This window comes from Flavobacterium potami (assembly GCF_020026915.1).
GTDB classification, from domain to species: domain Bacteria; phylum Bacteroidota; class Bacteroidia; order Flavobacteriales; family Flavobacteriaceae; genus Flavobacterium; species Flavobacterium potami.
This window is the reverse complement of sequence record NZ_JAINUY010000009.1, coordinates 1-23,783: the sequence shown is the minus strand read 5'-3', so window position 1 is coordinate 23,783 and position 23,783 is coordinate 1. Positions and strand designations below refer to the sequence as shown.

General features: G+C 34.0%; 12 protein-coding genes. All 12 read left to right on the top strand.

Features of this window, described 5'->3' with window-relative positions; genetic code table 11:
• The first annotated feature begins 5 nt into the window (after nt 1-5).
• The 12 genes from K6T82_RS21945 (at nt 6) to K6T82_RS21890 (ending at nt 23,347) form a co-directional block, all read left to right on the top strand.
• Nucleotides 6-572 carry a hypothetical protein gene (locus K6T82_RS21945; RefSeq protein ID WP_223710713.1) on the top strand — a complete coding sequence of 189 codons (567 nt, stop codon included), beginning with the start codon at nt 6-8 and terminating at the stop codon, nt 570-572.
• A 323-nt stretch (nt 573-895) separates the two neighbouring features.
• Nucleotides 896-1,747: a DUF4861 family protein gene (locus tag K6T82_RS21940; RefSeq protein ID WP_223710711.1), complete on the top strand. Its 852-nt coding sequence runs from the start codon at nt 896-898 to the stop codon at nt 1,745-1,747.
• Between the two features lie 224 nt (nt 1,748-1,971).
• Entirely contained in the window at nt 1,972-3,801 is a 1,830-nt protein-coding gene (locus K6T82_RS21935) for a metallophosphoesterase family protein (RefSeq protein ID WP_223710708.1), read from the top strand.
• 52 nt (nt 3,802-3,853) lie between these two features.
• Entirely contained in the window at nt 3,854-7,888 is a 4,035-nt protein-coding gene (locus K6T82_RS21930) for a hybrid sensor histidine kinase/response regulator transcription factor (protein ID WP_223710705.1), read from the top strand.
• Nucleotides 7,889-8,311: 423 nt separating this feature from the next.
• The gene (locus K6T82_RS21925; protein ID WP_223710702.1) at nt 8,312-9,199 is read left to right on the top strand and encodes an inositol oxygenase family protein; all 888 of its coding nucleotides are present in this window, start codon (nt 8,312-8,314) and stop codon (nt 9,197-9,199) included.
• Nucleotides 9,200-9,383: 184 nt separating this feature from the next.
• On the top strand, nt 9,384-12,521 hold the full coding sequence (gene lacZ, locus K6T82_RS21920; RefSeq protein ID WP_223710700.1) for a beta-galactosidase, LacZ type: 3,138 nt from the start codon (nt 9,384-9,386) through the stop codon (nt 12,519-12,521).
• 97 nt (nt 12,522-12,618) lie between these two features.
• Nucleotides 12,619-13,761 (top strand): acyltransferase family protein, encoded by a 1,143-nt coding sequence (locus tag K6T82_RS21915; RefSeq protein WP_223710697.1) that lies wholly within the window; start codon nt 12,619-12,621, stop codon nt 13,759-13,761.
• Between the two features lie 56 nt (nt 13,762-13,817).
• Nucleotides 13,818-15,455, top strand: a complete 1,638-nt coding sequence (locus K6T82_RS21910; RefSeq protein ID WP_223710693.1) for a sodium/sugar symporter — start codon at nt 13,818-13,820, stop codon at nt 15,453-15,455.
• 117 nt (nt 15,456-15,572) lie between these two features.
• Nucleotides 15,573-17,099 (top strand): glycoside hydrolase family 28 protein, encoded by a 1,527-nt coding sequence (locus K6T82_RS21905; protein WP_223710691.1) that lies wholly within the window; start codon nt 15,573-15,575, stop codon nt 17,097-17,099.
• Nucleotides 17,100-17,283: 184 nt separating this feature from the next.
• Nucleotides 17,284-18,723: a glycoside hydrolase family 28 protein gene (locus tag K6T82_RS21900; RefSeq protein WP_223710689.1), complete on the top strand. Its 1,440-nt coding sequence runs from the start codon at nt 17,284-17,286 to the stop codon at nt 18,721-18,723.
• A 136-nt stretch (nt 18,724-18,859) separates the two neighbouring features.
• Nucleotides 18,860-20,839, top strand: a complete 1,980-nt coding sequence (locus K6T82_RS21895) for an alpha-L-arabinofuranosidase C-terminal domain-containing protein (RefSeq protein WP_223710686.1) — start codon at nt 18,860-18,862, stop codon at nt 20,837-20,839.
• A 42-nt stretch (nt 20,840-20,881) separates the two neighbouring features.
• Nucleotides 20,882-23,347 carry a glycoside hydrolase family 95 protein gene (locus tag K6T82_RS21890; RefSeq protein ID WP_223710684.1) on the top strand — a complete coding sequence of 822 codons (2,466 nt, stop codon included), beginning with the start codon at nt 20,882-20,884 and terminating at the stop codon, nt 23,345-23,347.
• Nucleotides 23,348-23,783: the final 436 nt, after the last annotated feature.

Genomic DNA, 23,783 nt, shown 5'->3' with positions numbered 1-23,783 from the left:
ACAAGATGAAAAATATATTTTTAATGATTCTTTTCTGCATTGTTTATCAGAAAGGAATAGCTCAGAATTACATACCGACAATAAAAAATAATACAGAATTGAACTATGTCTGTAAACTTCACGGGCAAACCAGAACACTGACTTTAATTGCTCAATTAGCAAATGACGGATTGACTTTCAAATTAGAAACAAGAGGTGTAAAAAGTAGTATCGTAATGTTGCCTGAAGCTTTAAAAAATGGAACTGAACTAAGTTTTAATCAGGGAGAATATGCTCCAGTACTAAACTTAAAGGCAACAGAAACTTTTTTTATGATTTCAAGGTCTGCCTATCAGAATTTAGTGAAAAATAATTCATTTGTTTATAATAAAACGACTTATGTTTTAGATAAAAACAACGACAAGAATAGTATTTCAATTGATGGAAAAACGGTAGAAACTTTGCATGTAATTGCTCAAATCGATGAAACTGAGATGTGGATTGTGAAAAATCCCGAGTTTCCGTTAATCTGCAAAATCATCAAAAATCCGTTGGGAATAAATCCGACGTTGGTAAAAGTAATCGATAAATAAGATGGATTTATAATAAACACATAGAAACATAGACTTGTAATTTATAAAAAGAGAGTTTTTTAGAAAAACTAGTTTTTACACATAGCTATGTGAATTGATGCAAGTGAAACGCCTTTTAAAATATTTACATCTATGTTTCTATGTGTTTAAAATAAATGAATCCAAAATATTTGTAGAGAAAGAAGAGAAAGAAGATTAATTTAAAAAAATCACATTTTCACTATAAAATGATAATTTCTGAACATTAGGCAGAATTCTTGGTAGATTGTTGAAAGTTGTTTTTAAATTTACAGGAATTACACTTAAACTATAATATTTAAATTATGAAATTATCTATCGTAACCTCTTTACTTTTTAGCTGCATTTGTTTCGGGCAAAATAATACAGACACCAGTTTGTATATGAAGTCTGATAAAATTACATATCTGACAGATATTGGCTCAGAGTCAGGAGATTTATATAAAACGATCGGACATCACGGACCTGCAGTTGAAAATGAATGGATGGCGTTGCGAATTTACTTTAGTAATAAAGTTGCAATCGATGTGTATTCTAAAGCAAAACCAGGTTTAGAATTAAGAAAAGCAAATTGGTACCCGACGCCGCAACAACAAAAAGAAGGATGGGGAGCTGATTATTATAAAGTTGCATCTACCGTAGGTTTAGGTGGTGTAAAACTTTGGGATGGCGAAAAAGTAGTGCCTTTGAATCCGGTAACGAATCGTTTGGCTCGTGTTGGAAAAACAGAAAATACTTCTTGGATGGAAATGATTTCGAGAGGCGTTCCATACAAAGGAAAAAAAGTTGATATTTTGGTTCGCGTTACGGTGTTTTCTGGTAAAAGAGAAGCAAAAGTGGAAGCAGTTTCTTTAAACGGAGAAAAAGTACAATTTGCAACAGGAGTAAATTACTTTAAAGATTGTGCCACTAAAAAAGGAACGAATTACATAGCAGTTTGGGGAAAACACCCAGAAGATGTAGCTGCTGAAATTGTTGAAGTTGGAGCTGCAATTATGTACAATCCGAAAGATTATGAAACAACTAAAGACGACGGAACACAATATTTATTGATTTCAAAACCTGCAAAAAGCTTAGAAACTTCAATTATATCTTCGAGTGCAAGAGAAACAGAATTAAACACTTTAGATAAATTGGAAGCATTTATTAAAAAATAATTGAACTATCCGTTAAGTACGGACGCGGATTAAACAGATTTACTTCGTAAAGACGCGGATAAAAACGGATAATCTATTTATATTTTTAAAAAGATTAATAAAACTCCGTTTTTATCCGCGTCTTCGCATTAGCGAATTTGTTTAATCCGCGTCTGATTTTACAGGTTTTCTATTTTTAAAAATAGGACAAAGAACGGGTAATCATAAAATTAAAAACAAAATACATGTTTAGAATATCGGCTATATTTTTAATTTTATTTTCTTTAAATTCTTGCAAATCGCAACAGAACGTTAAAAAAGAAACTCAGATTGCTTTTATAGCCGATGCTCATTTACAAGATATTTATGCAAAATTTGACGATAATAGTTATCAGGGAATTCCGAATCCAGTAACAGGCGAATATGCCAATATCAGAACGATGAATGCTCAATTGCATTCTACGAGAATTTTCAACGAAAACTATTTTGCTTTTTTAGAAGCTTTAAATGACATCGTAAAAAGAGGCATAAAACAAGTCGTACTTCCAGGTGATTTCAGCGATGATGGACAGCCTGTCCACGTTCGCGGATTGCGAAAAATTCTTAATGAATATTCACAAAAATACGGACTTTCATTCTTTGTTACTACAGGAAATCATGATGTAGTAAGGCCTTTTGCACAAGATGCTGTTAAAACCGATTTTTTAGGAAAAGACGGAAAAGAACAGATTATCAGCAGTTCACCAAACAATTTTGATAAAAGTAAAACGGAACTAGAACCCATCATTACAGCCGACATAAAAAACTGGGGTTACAAAGAAACGATTCAGGAAATGCGTGATTTTGGCTTCTTTCCCAAAAAGACCGATTTATATTGGGAAACCCCATTTTCAAACTACAATTATCAAGATTATAACTTTAAAAAAGCACTAAAAGAATCTGCTTTAGAAAAAAGAACGTATGTAATTAAAAACACCAATTTGCATCTTCCCGATGCAAGTTATTTGGTCGAACCGATAAAAGGAATCTGGCTTTTGGCAATTGATGCGAATGCGTATGTTCCTAATGAGAAATTATCAGGTGAACTGAATAATCCAAAAGATTTTTCGGGAGCCAATACAGGTTATAATAACGTTCTAATTTATAAAAGTCATTTAACTAATTGGGTCAAAAAGGTTTCCGCGGAAGCGAAACAAAAAGGAAAAATATTGATTGCTTTTAGTCATTATCCGATGGTTGAATTTAATGATGATGCTTCACCCGAATTAAAACAGCTTTTTGGTGCTAATAAAATGCAATTGCAAAGAGTTCCAGATGAAGAGGTAGCGCAGCAATTTGCCGATGCCGGAATTCAGATTCACTTTGGTGGACACATGCACATCAACGACACAGGTATTCGAACAACAGCAAAAGGGAATACGCTTTTCAATATTCAAACGCCTTCACTTGCGGCTTATATGCCAGCTTACAAAATATTGACGATTCATTCTGATTATAAACTTGAAGTAGAAACAATTGTTGTAGGCAAAGTGGAAAAATTTGATAGTTTGTTTCCTTTTTATGAAGAAGAATATGCACACTTGAAAGATATTAAAAGCAATACGATTTGGGATAAAGCAATACTTAAAGCTAAAGATTATAAAGAGTTTACCAATTGGCATTTAAAAGAGTTAGTTCGTTTAAGATTCTTGCCTGAAGATTTTCCAGTTGATTTCTTAAAATCAATTGAAAGACTTTCCGGCAGGGATTTATTAGAAATGAATAAAAAAGCGCAAGACGTAAAGGAAGATTTGAAAGAGAATTCGCTAACACTTTCTGATTTTGAGTCTTGGACAGGTTTCGATATGATTTTCGATTTCTACCGATTAAAAAATGCTGATGAATTGGCTTTTTCTGAAATTGGAAAGAAGAAATTACAACAGTACGAATTGATTTGTAAGCAGTTAAAAAAGTCCGGTGATCCAAAACTGATTTTGTGGGCAGATATATTTCGTAAAACCATGAATGGTGAACCTTCCGATCACTTTCTGATTGATTTGAAAAACAGTAAAATTGATAATTTATCTGTTAAATAATTTTGATATTTATTAAATCAAAAAGATTAAATTGCATTTATAATTTATTTCCATGAAACAAAAAACCTTTATTCTATTCTTATTCTTTGCGGCATTTTATTATTCACATTCACAGAATATAAAATTTGCGCATTATAATGATAATAACGGATTGTCTCATAATTCCGTACGCCATATTGTGCAGGATAAAAAGGGTTTTATGTGGTTTGGAACATTCTCTGGTTTAAATCGTTTTGACGGTTATCAGTTTAAAAACTACATGAGTTCTACGCCTGGAAAAAATAAATTATACAATGATGATATCACAGCTTTAGAACTGGACGAAAAAAACAACTTTTTGTGGATTGGAACGAGAAAAGGTTTGACGCTTTTCAAGATGGATACACATGTTTTTACTACTTTTTTCCATAAAAAAGATGATCCAAACAGTTTGCCAGATGATGAAGTCAGATCGGTTTATGTTGATAAATTCGAAAGAGTCTGGGTAGGTACAAAAACAAAAGGAATTTATTTGTTCTTTTTGAAGGAAAACCGATTCGAGAAAATTAAGCTAAAAGGTTTTGAATACGTCAAAGAAATTTTTGAAGATAAAAAAGGAAACGTCTGGATTGGAAGTTATGAAAAATCTTCTGTCGCAAGAATTACGATGGATTCAAAAGGGGCAATTGTTAGAATTAACAATTACACGCTTTCTGTGCCCAACTCGAATATAAAGAATCCGTATATCAACTTCATTTACGAAGATGCTAAATCAGATATTTTTGTTGGAACTCGTGAAGGTTTGTATAAATTGAATAAAACGACTAATCAGTTTGTTAATTTATATATTGAAAACAAACAAGTTAGAGGCGCTTTAGGTCCGTATTTTCTTTCCGTTGCGCGTGCTCCTGATGGTAAATATTGGGTTGGAACTTTAGGTGGACTTTTAGTTTGTGATCAACTGGAAGACATTCAGAAAGGAAATTACAAATGGTATTATTCTATTTTGTCTGATGATACTTCTCTTGTCGATAACCTAATTTCATCACTTTACTTTGATAAATCCGGCGTTTTATGGATTGGAACTGAAGACGGATTGGACAAATACGATCCATACGAAAATCAGTTTACTTTAAATAAAGATATCTCAAGATCTATTGGCAATCAAGCGCCTCGTATTAGAGGTTTTGCCAAAACTTACGATGAGAAAATTATTGTAGCAACTTATCACAACGGACTTTATCTTTCCAATACAAAAGGTTCGACACCATTACACAATACTGGAAAAGACATTGCCAGCATTTATTCTGATGATGGAAGAATTTTTTACTGTGGTCTTTGGGATGGAAATGTTCTGGTTTACAATTATGCTACAAATTCGTCCAGAGAAATTAAAGTTGGATTTGAGAAATCGCCTGTTTTTGCTTTTAGTAAAATAGGAAATGATTTAATGATTGTAGGATCTTTTGGTGAAGGTGCAGTTATCCTGAATACTAAAACATTACAAGTCCAGACTTCAAGCGAACTTTTACCTGGTTTTCAGATTAATGCTATAGAAAGAGATGCTAAAAATAATGTTTGGTTTGCTACTGAAACTGGAGTTGTAAAATACAATATCAATTCAGGAAAGATTGATACTTATTCGTCACTTTTTATCAAAGAGAAAGGAGTGCCTCATGATGAAAACGTAAGTGACGTTTTAGTAGATCAAAAAGGTAAAATATGGGCTTCGACGCGTTTTGGTCTGTGTTTGTACAATCCGAGAATTAATGAATTTGAACCGGTAAAAAATCTTAAAGAACTTTCAGGAAAATGGATTACAGATATTTTATCAGATGCCAATGGAAATTTATGGCTTAATATCAATAACAATAATATTGCTTTTGTTAAATCGAATTTAAAAGATATTAGTATTTATCATGTAAACAGCGGAAACAGACTAGATGTTTTTAGTTCAAGCGGTTTTTTTCTTTTTAATAATTCGAATATATTTTTAGGTGGAAAAAACGGAATTATTTCTTTTTCTCCTCCTACAATGAAAAGAAATAATTGGTCACCATTGCCTGTTATTTCCGAATTTAAAATTCAGAACGAAGAAGTTTTTCCAGAAATGGAAATCAACGGAGAAATTCCGCTTTCTAAAGATTTGAATTATGGTAATGAAATCGAATTAAGCCATAAAAACCGCAACTTTTCGATTCAGTTTTCGGCACCGTCATTTGCAAATGAAAAGCTTAATAAGTTTCAGTATATGCTAGAAGGTTTTGACAAACATTGGATTACAGCAAATAGTACATCCAGAATTGTGCAGTATACGAACCTTTATCCTGGAAATTATGTGTTTAAAATAAGATCTAGCAACAGCGACGGATATTGGAGTAAAACGGTTTCTTATAAAATAAAAATCTTACCGCCATTTTGGTTAACGCCAACTTCGTTTCTACTATTTTTTGCGATTTTGTTTGGAATCTTTTATTTCATTAGAAAAGAAATCAAAAACCGTATTCGTTTAAAACAAGAATTGCTTACAGAAAAGGTAAACAGAGAGCATGATGTTAAATTGAACAATGAAAAATTACGTTTTTTTACCAATATTTCTCATGAGTTAAGAACACCTTTAACGCTGATTTTAGGTCCTGCAAAACAGCTTTTAGACGAAAATAGCCATGCTACAGATTACGAAAAAAGCAGATACAATCTGATTTATCAAAATGCCAGCAGATTATTGAATCTTGTAAATCAGGTCTTAGATTTTAGAAAAGCGCAATCGGGTGAACTAAAACTAAAAGTGACTAAAACCGATATTTTATCGTACTCTAAAAATATTTTTGATTCATTTAAAGAAATGGCTTATAACAAAAAGATTAAGCTCAATTTTATTTCTGAAGATGATGAAATAAACGGCTGGTTGGATAATGATAAGTACGACAAAATTCTATATAATTTATTGTCGAATGCTTTGAAGTTTACCAATAAAAATGGGAATGTCGATTTGTATATCAGACTGAAAGATACCGTTGAAGATATTTTAGTGATAGAGGTCGTTGATGACGGAATTGGTATTCCGTTAAAAAGTATGGATAAAATCTTCAAACGTTTTTACCAGGCTTCAAACAGCAAAGACAATAACACAGGATCGGGAATTGGTCTTTCGTTGGTAAAATCTCTAGTGTCAATTCATAAAGGAATTATTTCTGTAGAAAGTACGGCTGGAAAAGGAAGTACGTTTAGAGTTGAAATTCCGATTGATCGTGCTTCTTACGAACATAAAGAAGTGTTTGAATATGCTTTGAAAAATGATAATCTAAGTATGCTTATTCCAGAAAAAGCGGCTAAGAAAATCATTCAAAACACTGATATGAAAGAAAAAATATTGGTGATTGAGGACAATAGTGAATTGAGGAAATACCTTGTTGACTATTTATCGGATTATTATAAAGTTTATGATGCAGAAAATGGAGAGGAAGGTTTGAGAATTTGTCGTCAAATTAAACCGATTTTATGTGTTGCAGACGTTATGATGCCAGTTATGGACGGTTTAGAATTTGTGCGTGAACTTAAAAATGATGAATTTATTAGTCATATTCCGGTTGTAATGTTGACCGCACTTGGTGAAAACATGGACAAAGTTAAAGGTTATGAAATGGGAGCTGATGGTTATTTAGCAAAACCTTTTGAACCTTTGTTGCTTAAGACGGTTATTGAAAATATCATCAAATCGAGGCTTGAACTCAAACAGAAATTCTCAGGAGAAGTAGAAAGCAAAATAAGTATGCTTACACATTCTCCAATTGATGAAGAGTTTATGGAGAAAATAACCAATTTAATCAACGATCATTTAAGTGATGTTGATCTTTCAACCGATTTTCTTTGTGATAAACTGGGTGTGAGTTCTTCTAAATTATACAGAAAAATAAAAGAACTAACAGATTTGGCTCCTAATGAGTTTATTAGAACCATTCGTTTGAAAAAATCAGCAGAACTGCTCAAAACGAAGAAATACAATGTTTCTGAAGTAACTGATTTAGTTGGGTTTAATGATCCGTTGTATTTCAGTCGTTGTTTTAAAAAGCAGTTTGGTTTCCCGCCAAGTAAGCTGATTAATTAGTTTTTTTGCCACAGATTAAATTGATTAAAGGGATTCTTTCTTTGCCACGAATTTCACAAATTCACACAAATTTCTATTGGATTAGATCTTTGTCAAAGTTTTAAACTTTGACAAAGTTTTTTTTACGTACTGTTTGTCATTCCGAGGAATGAGGAATCTCCACAAATTACTCCACAAAGATTTTAGCAGTAATATTAAAATATAGCCCAAGGTTTCAACCTTGGGTACACAAGGGATGTCATTCTGAGCGTTCCAAAGGTTGAAACCTTAGGTTATGTCGAAATGACAAAAACAGTATTTTATCCTTTTTAATATATAAAAATCCTACAATAATCGAATTTATCCATGTTTTTGATGTATTAATCCATTTTGAAAAAGAGATGTAATTCTATTTTTGTCTTGTAACTTTTAACTATTACCATTATGAAAAAGCATATAGACACAGACAATCCGTTGAATAATTTAGATGAGTGGGAAGACGATTTGTTAATGCGATATCCAGATCCATCTGAAGAAAATGAAGAGGTAAAAGAAAAGCAAAAAGAAGAATTCAGAAACTATGTCGATTCGGAAAGAGTAGAAACAGTTAAAGAGTTTTATAGAATAAACCACACCTATCAGACTTATGATTTTGTATGCAGTAAAGAGCAAGACTTTCTGCAATTTAATAGAAAAGAAATGTCAATCTGGGAAGCTGTTGAGTTTTTAAACACGCTTGTAGACGACAGTGACCCGGATATTGACTTAGACCAAACACAACACCTTTTGCAGACTTCAGAAGCCATTCGTGCAGATGGTCACCCAGATTGGTTTGTATTGACAGGTTTTATTCACGATCTAGGTAAAGTTTTATGTCTGTTTGGAGAACCACAGTGGGCGGTTGTAGGAGATACATTTCCAGTTGGATGTGCATATTCAGATAAAATTGTTTACTCAGAATTTTTTAAAGAAAATCCAGATTTTACAGACGAAAGATTCAATACCAAATTTGGTGTTTACACCGAAAACTGCGGATTGGATAAGGTGAAAATGAGTTGGGGGCACGATGAATATCTGTATCAGATTATGAAAGATTATCTTCCGGATCCAGCTTTATACATGATTCGCTACCATTCATTTTATTCGCAGCATAAAGAAAATGCTTACGCACATTTAATGAATGAGAAAGACATCGAAATGTTTGACTGGGTTCGAAAATTCAATCCGTACGATTTGTATACAAAAGCTCCAGTAAAACCAGATGTTCAGGCACTACTTCCTTATTATAAAGAATTAGTTGCTAAATATTTGCCAGAAAAATTGAAGTTTTAAAATTTTATTTAAACACATAGAAACATAGATTTTTCTTTTGAGCATAAAAAACATTAATTAGAGAAACTAGTTTCCCACACATAGCTATGTTTTTTGTAATAAATGTTTATGTCTTTTAATACAAAGAAAAACTATGTTTCTATGTGTTAGAAAAATAATTGCCAGCTATCTAAAAACCAAAATAATGCAGATAACCAAAATCAAAATATTTTTTATAAGCCTATTACAACTTTGTGTTGCAGTTGTTTCGGCTCAGGAAAAAGACCGTAACGATTGGGAAAATCCAGAGGTATTTCAAATTAATAGAGAACCAGCCCGCGCTGCTTTTCTTCCTTATGCAGATGAAAGTTCTGTTATTATGGATAAATATGAAAACTCACCGTGGTATTTTTCTTTAAACGGAAAATGGAAATTTTCTTGGTCGCCAACACCAGACGAGCGCCCAAAAGATTTTTATAAAACGGATTTCAGTACGTCGCATTGGAAAGAGCTTCAAGTGCCTTCAAACTGGGAGTTGAACGGATATGGTGTGCCAATTTACACGAATATTACGTATCCTTTCGAAAAAAATCCGCCATTTATCAATCATTGGGACAATCCGGTTGGATCTTATAAAAGAGATTTTGTGCTGCCAGAAAACTGGAAAGGTAGACATGTTTTTCTGCATTTCGAAGCAGGAACTTCAGCCATGTACATTTGGGTAAACGGACAAAAAGTTGGTTATACAGAAAACACTAAAAGTCCAGCAGAATTTGATATTTCTAAATATTTAAAACCTGGAAAAAATGATGTTGCCATAGAAGTTTACAGATGGAGCGATGGTTCATATCTGGAAGATCAAGATATGTGGCGACTTTCTGGAATTGATAGAAATGTGTATTTGTACAGTACAGACAATGTTCGCATTTCAGACTTTTTTGCCAAACCAGATTTAGATGCCAAATACAAAAACGGAAGTCTGAATGTGGATGTGAGTTTAAAAAATCTGGCAACGACTTCAATCAACAACCAAAAATTGGTTGCAAAATTGGTTGATGCATCTGGAAAAAATGTATTTGTAAAAGAAGTGAATGTCAATTTAGAAGCTTCAAAAACTCAGACTTTAAATTTCTCTCAAAATGTATCAAGTCCAAAATTATGGAGTAGCGAAACGCCTAATTTATACACTTTGGTTTTGACTTTAAAAAATGCAAAAGGAGAAATTGTAGAAACCGTTGGAACACAAATCGGATTCAGAAAAGTAGAATTAAAAGGAAGCCAATTATTGGTAAACGGAGTGCGATTAATGGTTCATGGTGTTAATATTCACGAACATAATCCAGAAACGGGTCATTATCAGGACGAAGCGACAATGATGAAAGACATCAAAATGATGAAACAACTGAATATTAATTCCGTTCGTTGCAGTCATTATCCGAACAATATTTTATGGGTAAAATTGTGTAATAAATACGGTTTGTTTTTGGTGGATGAAGCCAATATCGAAAGCCACGGAATGGGAGTAGAAGGTCAACCGTTAATTTGGATGAATCCAAATACGAATCCTGGTCATCTTCCAGAATGGAGAGAAGCACATTTGGACAGAATTTACAGCCTTGTCGAAAGAGATAAAAATATGCCATCTGTCATTATCTGGTCATTAGGTAATGAAAGTGCGAACGGACCTGTTTTTCATGAAGCGTACAAATGGATCAAAAAGAGAGATAATAGTCGTTTGGTTCAGTTTGAACAAGCCAAAGAAAACGAAAACACAGATATAGTTTGCCCAATGTACCCAACGATTGAATACATGAAAGAATATGCTGCAAGAAAAGAAGTAAGTCGTCCGTATATCATGTGTGAGTATTCGCATGCAATGGGAAACAGCAGTGGAAATTTCCAAGAATACTGGGATATCATTCGCGGAAGCAAAAACATGCAAGGTGGATTTATCTGGGATTGGGTAGATCAAGGATTTGAAGCTACTGATGAAGCAGGAAGAAAATACTGGGCTTACGGCGGAGATTTGGGAAGTCAGAATTATTTAAACGATGAAAATTTCAGTCATAACGGTTTGGTTTTTCCTGACAGAAAACCACATCCGGGAGCTTTTGAAGTAAAAAAAGTCTATCAGGATATTTTATTCAAAGCGGTTGATCTCAAAAACGGAATTATCGAAATCAATAACGATTTTGGATTTACGAATCTGAACAAATACAATTTTAGATATGAAGTTTTAGAAAATGGAAAAGTAATTAAAGAAGGAACTTTGAATATTGCTTTAGAACCAAAATCTAAAAAACAGTTCAAAATTGATTTGCCAAAATTAGAATCAAAAGAAGGAACAGAATATGTATTGAATGTTTTTGCGAATACGAAAACAGGTTCAGAATTATTGCCTCAGAACTTCGAAATTGCGAAAGAACAATTTGTAATTGAAGACGGTAAATATTTCGTTAAAATAGAGAAAGCAAGTACAGCAAAAGTTCAAGATGAAAACGAACAATTTGTATTGAGTTCTGATAATGTTATCGTAAAAATCAGCAAGAAGACGGGATTGATTTCGTATTACAGTTTAAAAGGCGAAGAATATTTCAAACAATATCCGGAGCCGAATTTCTGGAGAGCGCCAACCGATAATGACATTGGAAATAAAATGCAGATTAGAACGAATATTTGGAGAACGGCTGGAAAAAATACTTCGTTAGAAAGTATTCAGCAAACAGAAGAAAACGGCAAGAAATATATCATTGCGAAATTAAAACTGAACGATGTTGCTTCTGATTATACAATTAAATACGCATTAGGAAATAATGGCGCTTTAGAGATTCAGGCTTCTTATAAAAAAGGAAATAATCCGTTGCCAGAATTACCGCGTTTCGGAATGATTTTCACTTTAAAAAATACACTAGAGAATCTGGATTATTACGGAAGAGGACCATTAGAAAATTATCCTGACAGAAAAACTTCTTCATTTAAAGGAATTTATACTAGTAAAGTTGCAGACCAATATGTGCCTTATACACGCCCACAAGAAAATGGATACAAGACGGATATACGCTGGTTTAAATTGTCAAGCAATAATGGAAATGGCTTGGAAATAAAAGGTCTGCAAGCTTTAGGTATGAGTACTTTAAATAACTATCCGAGTGATTTTGATGGCGGAATTTCTAAAAAGAACATTCACTCCAGCGATATTACTCCAAGAAATGAAGTGGTTGTTTGTGTCGACTTAACCCAACGCGGATTAGGAGGTGACAACAGCTGGGGATTGCCACCACACGAACAATACACTTTAACCCAAAGCGAATACAGCTACGGATTTATCATTAAACCACTTTAACTTAAATAAGTTCGGTTTTCAGTTTCGGTTTTCAGTCATAGTTAGAACTGAAAACTGCGACTGTGACTGAAAAACTAAACCAAAACTGAAGACTAAAATGAGTAACACTACAAGTGGAAGATTAATTTCTTTAGATGCACTGCGCGGATTTGTGATGTTTTGGATTATGAGCGGCGAACATATTGTTCATGCTCTGGCTAAAGCGGCTCCAATTCCCGTTTTTGTCTGGATGTCATCGCAACTGCATCATGCGGAATGGAACGGTATTACCTTCTATGATATGATTTTTCCAGTGTTTCTATTTGTTGCCGGAGTTTCAATGCCGTATTCTTTTGAAAAGAAAATGAAATTGGCAGGAGTAAAATCTCCAAATGATTTACCAAAAGACGAAAAGCGAAAAATATACATATCGATGTTACGAAGAACCTGCATTTTATTGGTTCTAGGATTTGTGGTAAATGGATTATTGCGCTTTGACGGTTTTGATCAAACGCGTTTTGCGAGTGTTTTAGGGAGAATCGGATTGGCTTGGTTTTTTGCCGGAATCATCTTTTTGAATTTTGATTTTAAAAAACAATTAATCTGGTTTTTTGGGATTATAATTGGGTATTACGTGGCAATGAAATGGATTCCAGTTCCCCATTTTGGAGCAGGAGTTTTAACCAAAGAAGGTTCGCTAGAAGGTTACATTGATCGTTTGTTTTTGCCTGGAAGATTGCATAGTACCGTTTATGATCCTGAAGGAATATTTTCAACAATTCCTGCAATTGCTACAGCTTTGTTGGGTGTTTTTATCGGAACATTTTTAAAAGCAAAATGTCCATTTTCAATAAATGTAAAGTTGCTTTTAATGACTTTAACAGCTGTTGTTTTGATTATTGCTGGTTTAATTTGGGATATCAATTTTCCAATCAATAAACATTTGTGGACCAGTTCTTTTGTTTGTTTTGTTGGTGGATTTAGTATTTTATTTTTTGTCTTTTTTTATGTGATTATCGATTTGTTTGGTTTTCATAAATGGGCATTTCCATTAATTCTAATCGGTTCAAATTCTATTCTAATTTATATCGCCGCAGAAGGTTTAGTCGATTTTAAACACACCGCAGAGTACGTTTTCGGCGGACTAATAAATTTTACGCCGATTGATTGGCAGCCTTTTTTTGCCGCATTATCCGTTACCGTCGTACAGCTCATTTTACTGTACTTTTTATATAAAAAGAAATGGTTTCTCAAGATTTGATACCAATCAAATTTTAAAATACATTTTACTATCTAACCACACATAACCACACTATTATGAATGTATTACAAACCGCAGATTACATTGTCTTCTTTATTTACTTTGTCATAGTAACCGCCTATGGAATGTATATTTATAGAAGCAAAAAAAATGCAGCAACAAGTTCTAACGAATATTTCCTAGCCGAAGGATCGCTTACTTGGTGGGCAATTGGAGCTTCTTTAATCGCTTCCAATATTTCAGCAGAACATTTTATCGGAATGAGCGGTTCGGGTTTCGCTATCGGATTGGCAATTGCTTCTTACGAATGGATGTCGGCTGCAACATTGATTATCGTGGCGATGTTTATTTTACCAGTTTATCTGAAAAATAAAATATTCACGATGCCACAGTTTTTAGCCAAAAGATATAGCGGAACGGTAAGTACTATTATGGCTATTATTTGGCTTTTAATTTATGTATTCGTTAATCTTACTTCCATTATTTATTTGGGAGCTTTGGCTATTTCTTCGATTGCGCCTGTAAGTTTTCAGTTTTGCGTTATTGGTTTGAGTTTGTTCTCAGTAATCGTAACTTTAGGCGGAATGAAAGTAATTGGATATACCGATATGTTTCAAGTTATCGTTTTAATTCTCGGTGGATTAGTGACAACTTATTTAGCTTTAACCTTACTTTCAGATCAATTTGGTTTTGGAAAAGATATTCTAAAAGCACTTTCGATTATTGCTGATGAAGCGCCTGGACATTTGCATATGATTTTAGACGAATCCAATCCACATTACACTGAATTGCCGGGAATGTCGGTTTTGGTTGGCGGAATGTTAATTAATAATCTGGCGTATTGGGGATGCAACCAATATATAGTTCAAAGAGCTTTAGGAGCCGATTTAAAAACCGCACGTAAAGGAATTTTATTTGCTGCTTTTCTAAAACTTTTAGTTCCAATTATTGCTGTTTTACCAGGGATCGCCATGTTTGTAATGCACGAAAACGGAATGTTTCAACAGGAAATGGTGGATGCAGCAGGTGTTTTAAAACCAGATCATGCGTATCCAACTTTAATGAATTTACTTCCTGCAGGATTAAAAGGAGTGGCGTTAGCAGCTTTAACTGCAGCAATTGTAGCTTCTTTGGCAGGAAAAGCAAATAGTATTTCGACGATTTTTTCTTTAGATATCTATAAAAAATATTTCAATTCACAGGCATCAGAAAAGAAATTAGTTCGCACAGGAAGATGGTGTGTTGTAGTTTGTATGATTATCGCCGCTTTTGTAGCTCCGGCATTAAAATCATTAGATCAAGCATATCAATTTATTCAGGAATATGTTGGGTTCTTTTCACCAGGAGTTTTGGCGATTTTCTTGTTGGGAATGTTCTGGAAAAAAACAACTCCAGCAGCTGGATTGGCAGGGGCATTATTAACCGTGCCACTTGCCGCAGTTTTGAAGTTTCTTCCAATGTGGACAGAAGGTGCTTTCCCAGATTATCCTTTTTTAGATAGAATGACGATCGTTTTCTTCATTATCGTATTTATAATGATTGGAATTAGTTTGGCAAGTCCAGTTTCAGATGAAGAATCTAAAACACATGAAATTGAAGTAGATAAATCGATGTTTAAAGTTTCATCAGAATTTATTATTGGCTCTTTTATTATCAGTGGAGTTTTAGTGGCTTTGTACACGGTTTTCTGGTAAAATTTTGAAAAGCTTATAATTTATTGCTCGCAAAGACGCGAAGGCGCAAAGTTTTTTCTTATGATTTTAAACAAACTTTGCGACTCTGCGCCTTTGCGATATTAAAAAAATAAAAACATGAAGAACTCTATAATTACCTTAATTATTTTTTGCCTTTCGCTGACTGTTTCGGCGCAAAAGGTTTTTGATATTAAAAAATACGGTGCCGTTGGCGATGGTAAAACATTAAATACAAAAGCCATTCAAAAAGCAATTGATGCGGCTAATAAAAACAATGGCGGAAAAGTTGTTTTTTCTAAAGGAACTTTTCTATCAGGAAGTATTGTTTTAAAAAATAATGTAGAATTGTTTTTTGAAGATGGAGCAGTTTTATTAGGTAGTACAAATGCAGATGATTATCCAAAATATGAAGGCATTAGAGCTTTGATTATTGCAAATGACTCCAAAAATATTGCCGTAAACGGAAAAGGAATTATAGACGGACAAGGACGAGAATTGGCTTTGGCAATCGACAGTCTGCATCATACAGGAGTTCGAATTGATCCAAAGTACAATTACAGAAGAATGCGTCCAGAAGATGGTAGAGGAAAATTGATTTCGTTTGTAAAATGTGATTCGATTACCATGACTCATATTACATTAAAAAACAGTCCAGGTTGGGTGCAGTGTTTTAGAGAATGCAAAAACATTCTAATTGATTTTATGAAAGTGGAAAGCAGAGCCTATTGGAATAATGACGGAATCGACGTTGACGGCTGCGAAAATGTTCGAATCACAAACTGCAATGTAAATGCCGCAGATGATGGAATCTGTTTAAAATCTGAAGAACCGGGATTACACAACAATAATATTTATATCGGAAATTGTACCATAAGATCGAGTGCCAATGCCGTAAAATTTGGAACAGGTTCTTATGGAAGTTTCAAAAATGTAACGATTGAAAACATCAAAGTTTTTGACACTTTCAGATCGGCAGTCGCCATTGAATCTGTGGATGGAGCAGAAATAGAAAACATCAAAGTTTCTGATATAACAGCTGTAAATACTGGAAATGCAATATTGATTCGTTTGGGTCATAGAAACGGAGATAAACCAGGTTACATCAAAAATGTGTCGGTTAAAAATGTAAAAGCACAAATTCCGTTTGGCCGACCTGATATTGATTACGATATGCGTGGACCAGAAGTCGATTATTTCCACAATCCGTTTCCTGCTTCGATTGCTGGAATTCCGGGACATTTGATCGAAAACGTGACTTTAGAAAACATTGAAATCGTATATCCAGGAAGAGCTTCAAAAGGAATGGCATATCATCCGTTAAGCCGATTAAAAGATGTAAAAGAAAATATAAAAGGTTATCCTGAATTTACCATGTTTGGAGAATTGCCTTCTTGGGGATTTTACGTTCGCCACGTCAACGGAATCGAAATGAAGAACATTAAATTGATTTTAGAAAAAGAAGATTTCCGTCCCGCTTTTGTTTTTGATGATGTTAAAAATCTAACCATGAAAAAAATTGATATTCCATCAGATAAAAGCAATCAGATTGTTTTTAAAGATGTTTTGTCAAGCAATTTGGACACTGAAGCTTTAAAAAGAAAAATAGAACCAGAACAAAATAAATTTGAATTACCTGCTCATTGAGAGTTGGCCATAAAGGCGCTAAGGCAAAAAGTTTTTTGTTTCACGCAGATAAAGCAGATTGAGGCAGATTTGATTAGATTTTTTTATAAAATATCTGCGTGATCTGCTCAAATCCTTTTAAATCTGCGTGAAACAAAAAAAAACGACTTTGCGAGATTCAAAATAAAGATTAAAACAAAATATAATGAAAAAGAAATCCATAATCACGTTACTTATTTTCTGTATTTCCCTAACTGTTTCAGCACAAAAGATTTACGACGTTAAAAAATACGGAGCAAAAGGAGACGGAAAAACCAACGATGCAGTTGCTATTCAAAAAGCAATTGATGCCTGTACTAAAACGGGCGGAAGAGTTTTGATTCCGGCACCATTTACCTTTCTATCTGGACCAATTGATGTGAAATCAAAAGTCGATTTGCATATCGAAGCAGGCGCTAAATTATTGGCAAGTCCAGATGAAAAACTATATACAAAAAGTGCTTTTAGAACCAATCCGGGAGAAGGAACCATTTGGATTGGTGGCGAAAATATCGAGGATTTTACCATTAGCGGAAGCGGAAAAATAGACGGAAACGGAATTTCTTTCATGGGAGCAGAAGAAGATGATGCTTATATTTTGAAACCTTTTAATGTATTAGATCCAAGACCTCACGTTTTGACGATTATTGGAGGAAAAAATATTAGAATTAAAGATGTTCATATCGGAAATTCAGCTTATTGGACCGTTCATTTAATTGGCTGCAATGATGTTGTCATCAGTGGAATTACTTTATTAAACAGTCTGAAAGTGCGCAACAGCGATGGAATCGATTTGGATCATTCTAAAAATGTTAGAATCAGCGATTGTTATATCGAAAGTGGTGACGATTGTATTTGTCTGAAAAACAGAAGAGAGTTTGAAGAATTTGGTGCTTGCGAAAATATTACAGTAACCAATTGTACAATGACGAGCAGCAGTTGTGCGATTAAAATTGGTTCAGAAAATATGGATGCAATCAGACAAGTCGTTTTTAATAATTGTATCATTAAAAACAGCAATCGTGCTTTAGGAATTCAGAACAGAGATGAAGGAACAGTAAGCGATGTTATTTTTTCTAACATTATTATCGAAAGCAAATTGAACACCGATACTTGGTGGGGAAAAGCAGAACCAATTTATGTAACGGCTTTCAGCAGAGCAAAAGGGAATCATAAAGATGCGAATTGGCGTTTTCCAAAAGGCGCAACAGAGGGAAAAGTAGGAGAAATTAAAAATATTTATTTCAATAATATTCAATGTACAGGAGAAAATGGTGTGTTTGTAAGCGGAGAATCTAAAGATAAAATCAAGAATATTGTTTTTGAAAACGTAAGTGTTTTTATGGATAAAACGACTTCTTTTCCTGGCGGATTATATGACAGACGCCCTGCAAATGTGGAAGGTTTTGTAAAAGGAAGTACTTCAGGATTTTATTTTGATACGGCAGAAAGTATAAAAGTTCAGAATTGTACCGTTCAATGGGGAAAAAACAAACCAGAATATTTTAAATATGCCGTAGAAAGCAAAAATGTTGATGTTTTGAAAGTAGTTAATTTAGATGGAGAAGCAGCTTTTCCAAATAAATATGAGGCAGTTAAAAAGTAATATAAGCGAATAGAGAATTTAAAAAGATAAAAGTCACGATAAGCCCTAATAGTGTTACACTTTTGGAACTTTCAAGATAGACTTTAAAAGGATTAATTAATATATTGCAAGTATATTCTCAATATAAAATAGTACAATGAAAAAAAACGTAATTTCTAGAATAATCATAGGAGGTTTATTATTTAGCGGTATTTGTGTAAATGCTCAAAAAACGACCTTGGAAGTTGATGCTTCCAAAACAGTTACTAAAATTCAGCCAACGATGTTCGGTTTGTTTTTTGAAGACATCAACTTTGCGGCAGATGGAGGATTGTATGCCGAAATGATTAAAAACAGATCGTTCGAATTCGATAAACCTTTGATGGGATGGGAACAACCAAACACCAAAAGATCTTCGATGAACCAAGAATCAGGAAGCGCTTCGCCAATGAAATTAGCGGCTAATAATACTAATTTTTGCAGAGTAGAAATATACAATGACAAAGGTTATACTTTAATAAATGAAGGCTTCAGAGGAATGGGAGTAAAGAAAGATGCAAAATACAATCTTTCCTTAAAAGCGGCAAATCATAATGGAGCAATCAAAAAAATCATCATTCAGTTAATAGACAAAGACCAAAAAGTAATTGGAGAAACGAGCATTGTTCCAAAATCGGATCAATGGACAAATTATTCTGCACAAATTATTGGTACACAAACAGAAGCAAAAGCAAAACTAAAATTGACTTTTGAAGGAAATGGAATTATCGATTTAGATATGATTTCTTTATTTCCTGAAGATACTTGGAAAGGTAGAAAAAACGGATTGAGAAAAGATTTAGTTCAACTTTTAGATGATGTGAAACCAGGATTTTTACGTTTTCCGGGTGGTTGTATTGTCGAAGGAAGAACGCTATCTGATCGTTACCAATGGAAAAAATCGGTTGGAAATGTAGAAGAAAGAAAAACAATGATGAACCGTTGGAATGTAGAATTCAACCACAAACAAACTCCAGATTATTTTCAAAGTTTCGGATTAGGATTTTACGAATATTTCCAGCTTTCAGAAGATATTGGTGCAGAACCGCTTCCAATTTTAAGTTGTGGAATGGCATGTCAATACAATACTGGAGAATTGGCTCCGATGGACGAATTGGATCCTTATATTCAAGATGCTTTAGATTTGATTGAATTTGCTAATGGTGCGGTTACTACAAATTGGGGGAAAATCCGTTCGGATATGGGACATCCAAAACCGTTCAATTTAAAATATATCGGAGTTGGAAATGAACAATGGGGACCTGCATATATTGAAAGATATAAAGTTTTTGAACAAGCGATAAAAGCAAAATATCCAAATATTATCATTGTATCAGGAAGCGGACCTTCTCCAAAAGGCGAGCATTTTGACTATGCAATGAAAGAGCTTAAAAAACTCAATGCAGAATTGGTAGACGAACATTATTACGAAAGTCCGAAATGGTTTAGAGAAAACGCAGGACGTTACGATAATTATGATAGAAAAGGGCCGAAAATATTTGCAGGAGAATATGCTGCACAAAGTGTTTCTGGCGCTAATCCGAACAACAGAAATAACTGGGAATGTGCATTTTCTGAAGCTGCTTTTATGACAGGTTTAGAAAGAAATGCAGAAGTGGTTCAGCTAACTTCTTATGCACCTTTGATGGCTCATGAAGAGGCTTGGCAATGGACACCAGACATGATTTGGTTTAATAATTTACAATCATATGGTTCTGCCAATTATTATGTACAACAATTGTTTTCAACCAATAAAGGAACAGATCTTTTAAATATTACAAAAGACGGAAAAGCTTTAATTGGTCAGAATGATTTGTACGCATCGGCCGTAAAAGATGTGAACAGCAAAGAAATCATTGTGAAATTGGTCAATACAGCGGCAACAAGTCAAGAAGTAAATATTGATTTGAAAGGAACGAAATTAGGTTCAAAAGGAACTTTGATTAGATTGGCAAGTGCAAGTACACAAGACGAAAATACATTTGCAGATCCGAAAAAAATTACTCCAAAACAAAGCGAATACAAAATTACAAAAGGAAAACAAGATTTAAATCTTCCTGCTTATTCGGTAACGGTTTTAAAATTGAAAATGAACTAATTAATTGCAAATTGTCCATTATAAATTATTAATTAAAAATATATGCTTCATCATTTCTTTAAAAAGGCTTTTGTATTTATTTCTGTAATTCTTGGGTTTTCTGTTTATGCGCAGGATTTAAAACTGCAATACGATAAACCTGCTGTGGAGTGGACAGAAGCATTGCCGATTGGAAATGGTACATCGGGCGCAATTGTTTTTGGAAGAGTTGATGCTGAACTGATTCAACTAAACGAAGCTACTTTATGGAGCGGCGGACCTGTACAGAAAAACGTAAATCCCGATGCATTTAAGAATCTGGCTTTAATTAGAGAAGCGTTAACAAAAGAAGATTTCGAAAAAGCTAATGCCTTAACTAAAAACATGCAAGGGCCTTACAGCGAAAGTTTCATGCCTTTAGGAGATCTGATTTTGAAACAGGATTTCGGTGGAAAAAAAACAGAATCTTATAACAGAAGTCTTGACATTCAAACCGGATTAGCGGTAACCAATTTTAAAGTGGAAGGCGTAAATTATAAAAGAGAAATCTTTGCCTCGGCACCTGCGCAATGTATTGTCATTAAACTTTCGGCAGATCAAGTAAAGAAACTTTCTATAACAATTGATGCGGCAAGTCTTTTAAGAAATGAAAAATTAGTAGAGAATGAATCTTTGGTTTTAAAAGGAAAAGCACCTTCTCATTCTGATCCAAGTTATATTGATTATAATAAAGAACCGGTTATTTATGAAGATGCTTCGGGCTGTAGAGGAATGCGTTTTGAATTGATTGTAAAACCAATTGTAAAAGACAGTGAAGTAACTGCGGAAGGAAATAAATTAGTGATTAAAAATGCATCCGAAATACTGCTTTTTGTTTCGGCAGCCACAAGTTTTAACGGATTTGATAAATGCCCAGATAGCGAAGGAAAAGACGAACATAAATTTGCCGAAGCTACGATTAAAAAAGCGGTTGCTAAAAAGTACGATGCATTATTAAAAGAACATAAAGCAGATTTTCAAAAATTCTTCAATAGAGTTTCATTGAAATTAAATGAAAAAGAAACCAGTAAAGCTAATCTTCCAACCGATATCCGATTAGAAAAATATGCAAAAGGAGAAAAAGATGCAGGATTGGAAGCCTTGTTTTTTCAATACGGACGTTATTTATTGATTTCTTGCTCACGCACGCACAATGCACCAGCAAACTTACAAGGAATTTGGAACCAAAAACTTCGTGCGCCTTGGAGCAGTAATTATACGACCAACATTAATGTGCAGATGAATTATTGGCCTGTAGAATCAGGAAACTTGTCTGAATTGTTTTTTCCATTAAATGACTTCATCAAAAATGTTTCGGTTACAGGAGCAGAAACAGCCAAAAGTTATTATCATGCAAATGGTTGGGTTTTGCATCATAACTCAGATATTTGGGCAATGACCAATCCTGTTGGTGATTTTGGACAAGGAGATCCAATGTGGGCCAACTGGTATATGGGTGCCAATTGGTTAAGCAGACATTTGTGGGAACATTATGAATATACTGGCGATATCGCATATTTAAAGAAAGTATATCCAATTATAAAAGGAGCAGCAGAATTTAGTTTAGATTGGCTTCAGAAAGATAAAAATGGGTATTTGGTGACAATGCCTTCGACTTCACCAGAAAATATCTATTATTATGATGGCAAAAAGAAAGGTACCGTAACGACCGCTTCTACAATGGATATCGGAATTATAAAAGATTTGTTTGAAAATACAATCGAAGCTTCTACAATTTTAAATACCGATTTAGAGTTCAGACAAACTATAAATAAAGCTAAAAGTGAATTATTCCCGTTTCAAGTTGGAGGCAAAGGGCAATTGTTAGAATGGTATAAAGATTTTGAAGAAGAAGATCCGCATCACAGACACACTTCGCATCTTTATGCATTGCATCCGGCCAATTTGATTTCTCCTTTGAAAACTCCAGAATTAGCGGCAGCGGCAAAGAAAACACTTGAGCTTCGTGGTGATGACGGAACGGGTTGGAGTCTGGCCTGGAAAGTAAACATGTGGGCAAGACTTCTAGATGGAAATCATGCTTATCAATTATTCAAAAATCAATTACGATTGACTAAAGAAAACAATACAGAATATAGCAGACATGGAGGTTGTTATCCGAATCTTTTTGATGCCCATCCGCCTTTTCAGATAGATGGAAATTTTGCTGGAACAGCTGGAGTCATTGAAATGTTAATGCAAAGTCAGAATAAAGAAATACATTTACTTCCTGCGCTACCAGATGCGTGGACTGACGGTGAAATAAAAGGTATCACAGCCAAAGGTAATTTTACTGTGGATATCAAATGGAACGCTGGTAAAATGAGTGAGGTAAAAATTGTATCTAATAAAGGAGGAACTTGCAGGGTGCGATCTGCAGAACCTTTTTTACTTAAAAATAGTAATATAAAAAGTCAAAAATCTAATATTGGTTACACAATAGTGTTTGATGCCAAAAAAGGGAAAACATATGACATCATACCTTTATAATAAATCTCAATGATTTCTACCTATATATAATAGTGTAAAACCCGACAGCTTCCTAAAGCCTGTCGGGTTTGTTGTTTGTACATATATACTATATAAGTAGAGCTTGTCATGCTGAGCGCAGCGAAGTTTTAAGTTTTGTAATTTGAATAATAATAAGGAGCTTATTCCCGCTATGCGCTCCAATCTTTTTACGGCGAACCCCGCCATAAAAAGGATTTCCGCTCCTATCGGGGCTAGGGGGATGGTTTTCCAGAAGAAGCGGAAGTAAAAAACTCGGCGTCCTGGCGGCTCTGCGGGATTAAAAACGGTGCAAAGTGCATTTAGCAACCTTAAATTTTCGTCAAAAAACATCCCGAAAGACTGAAAACCCCTCAAAAGAGACAATCCCAAACATGCGAAAAACAAGGAAAAGTGAAACAAACGAGGAAAAACCGTA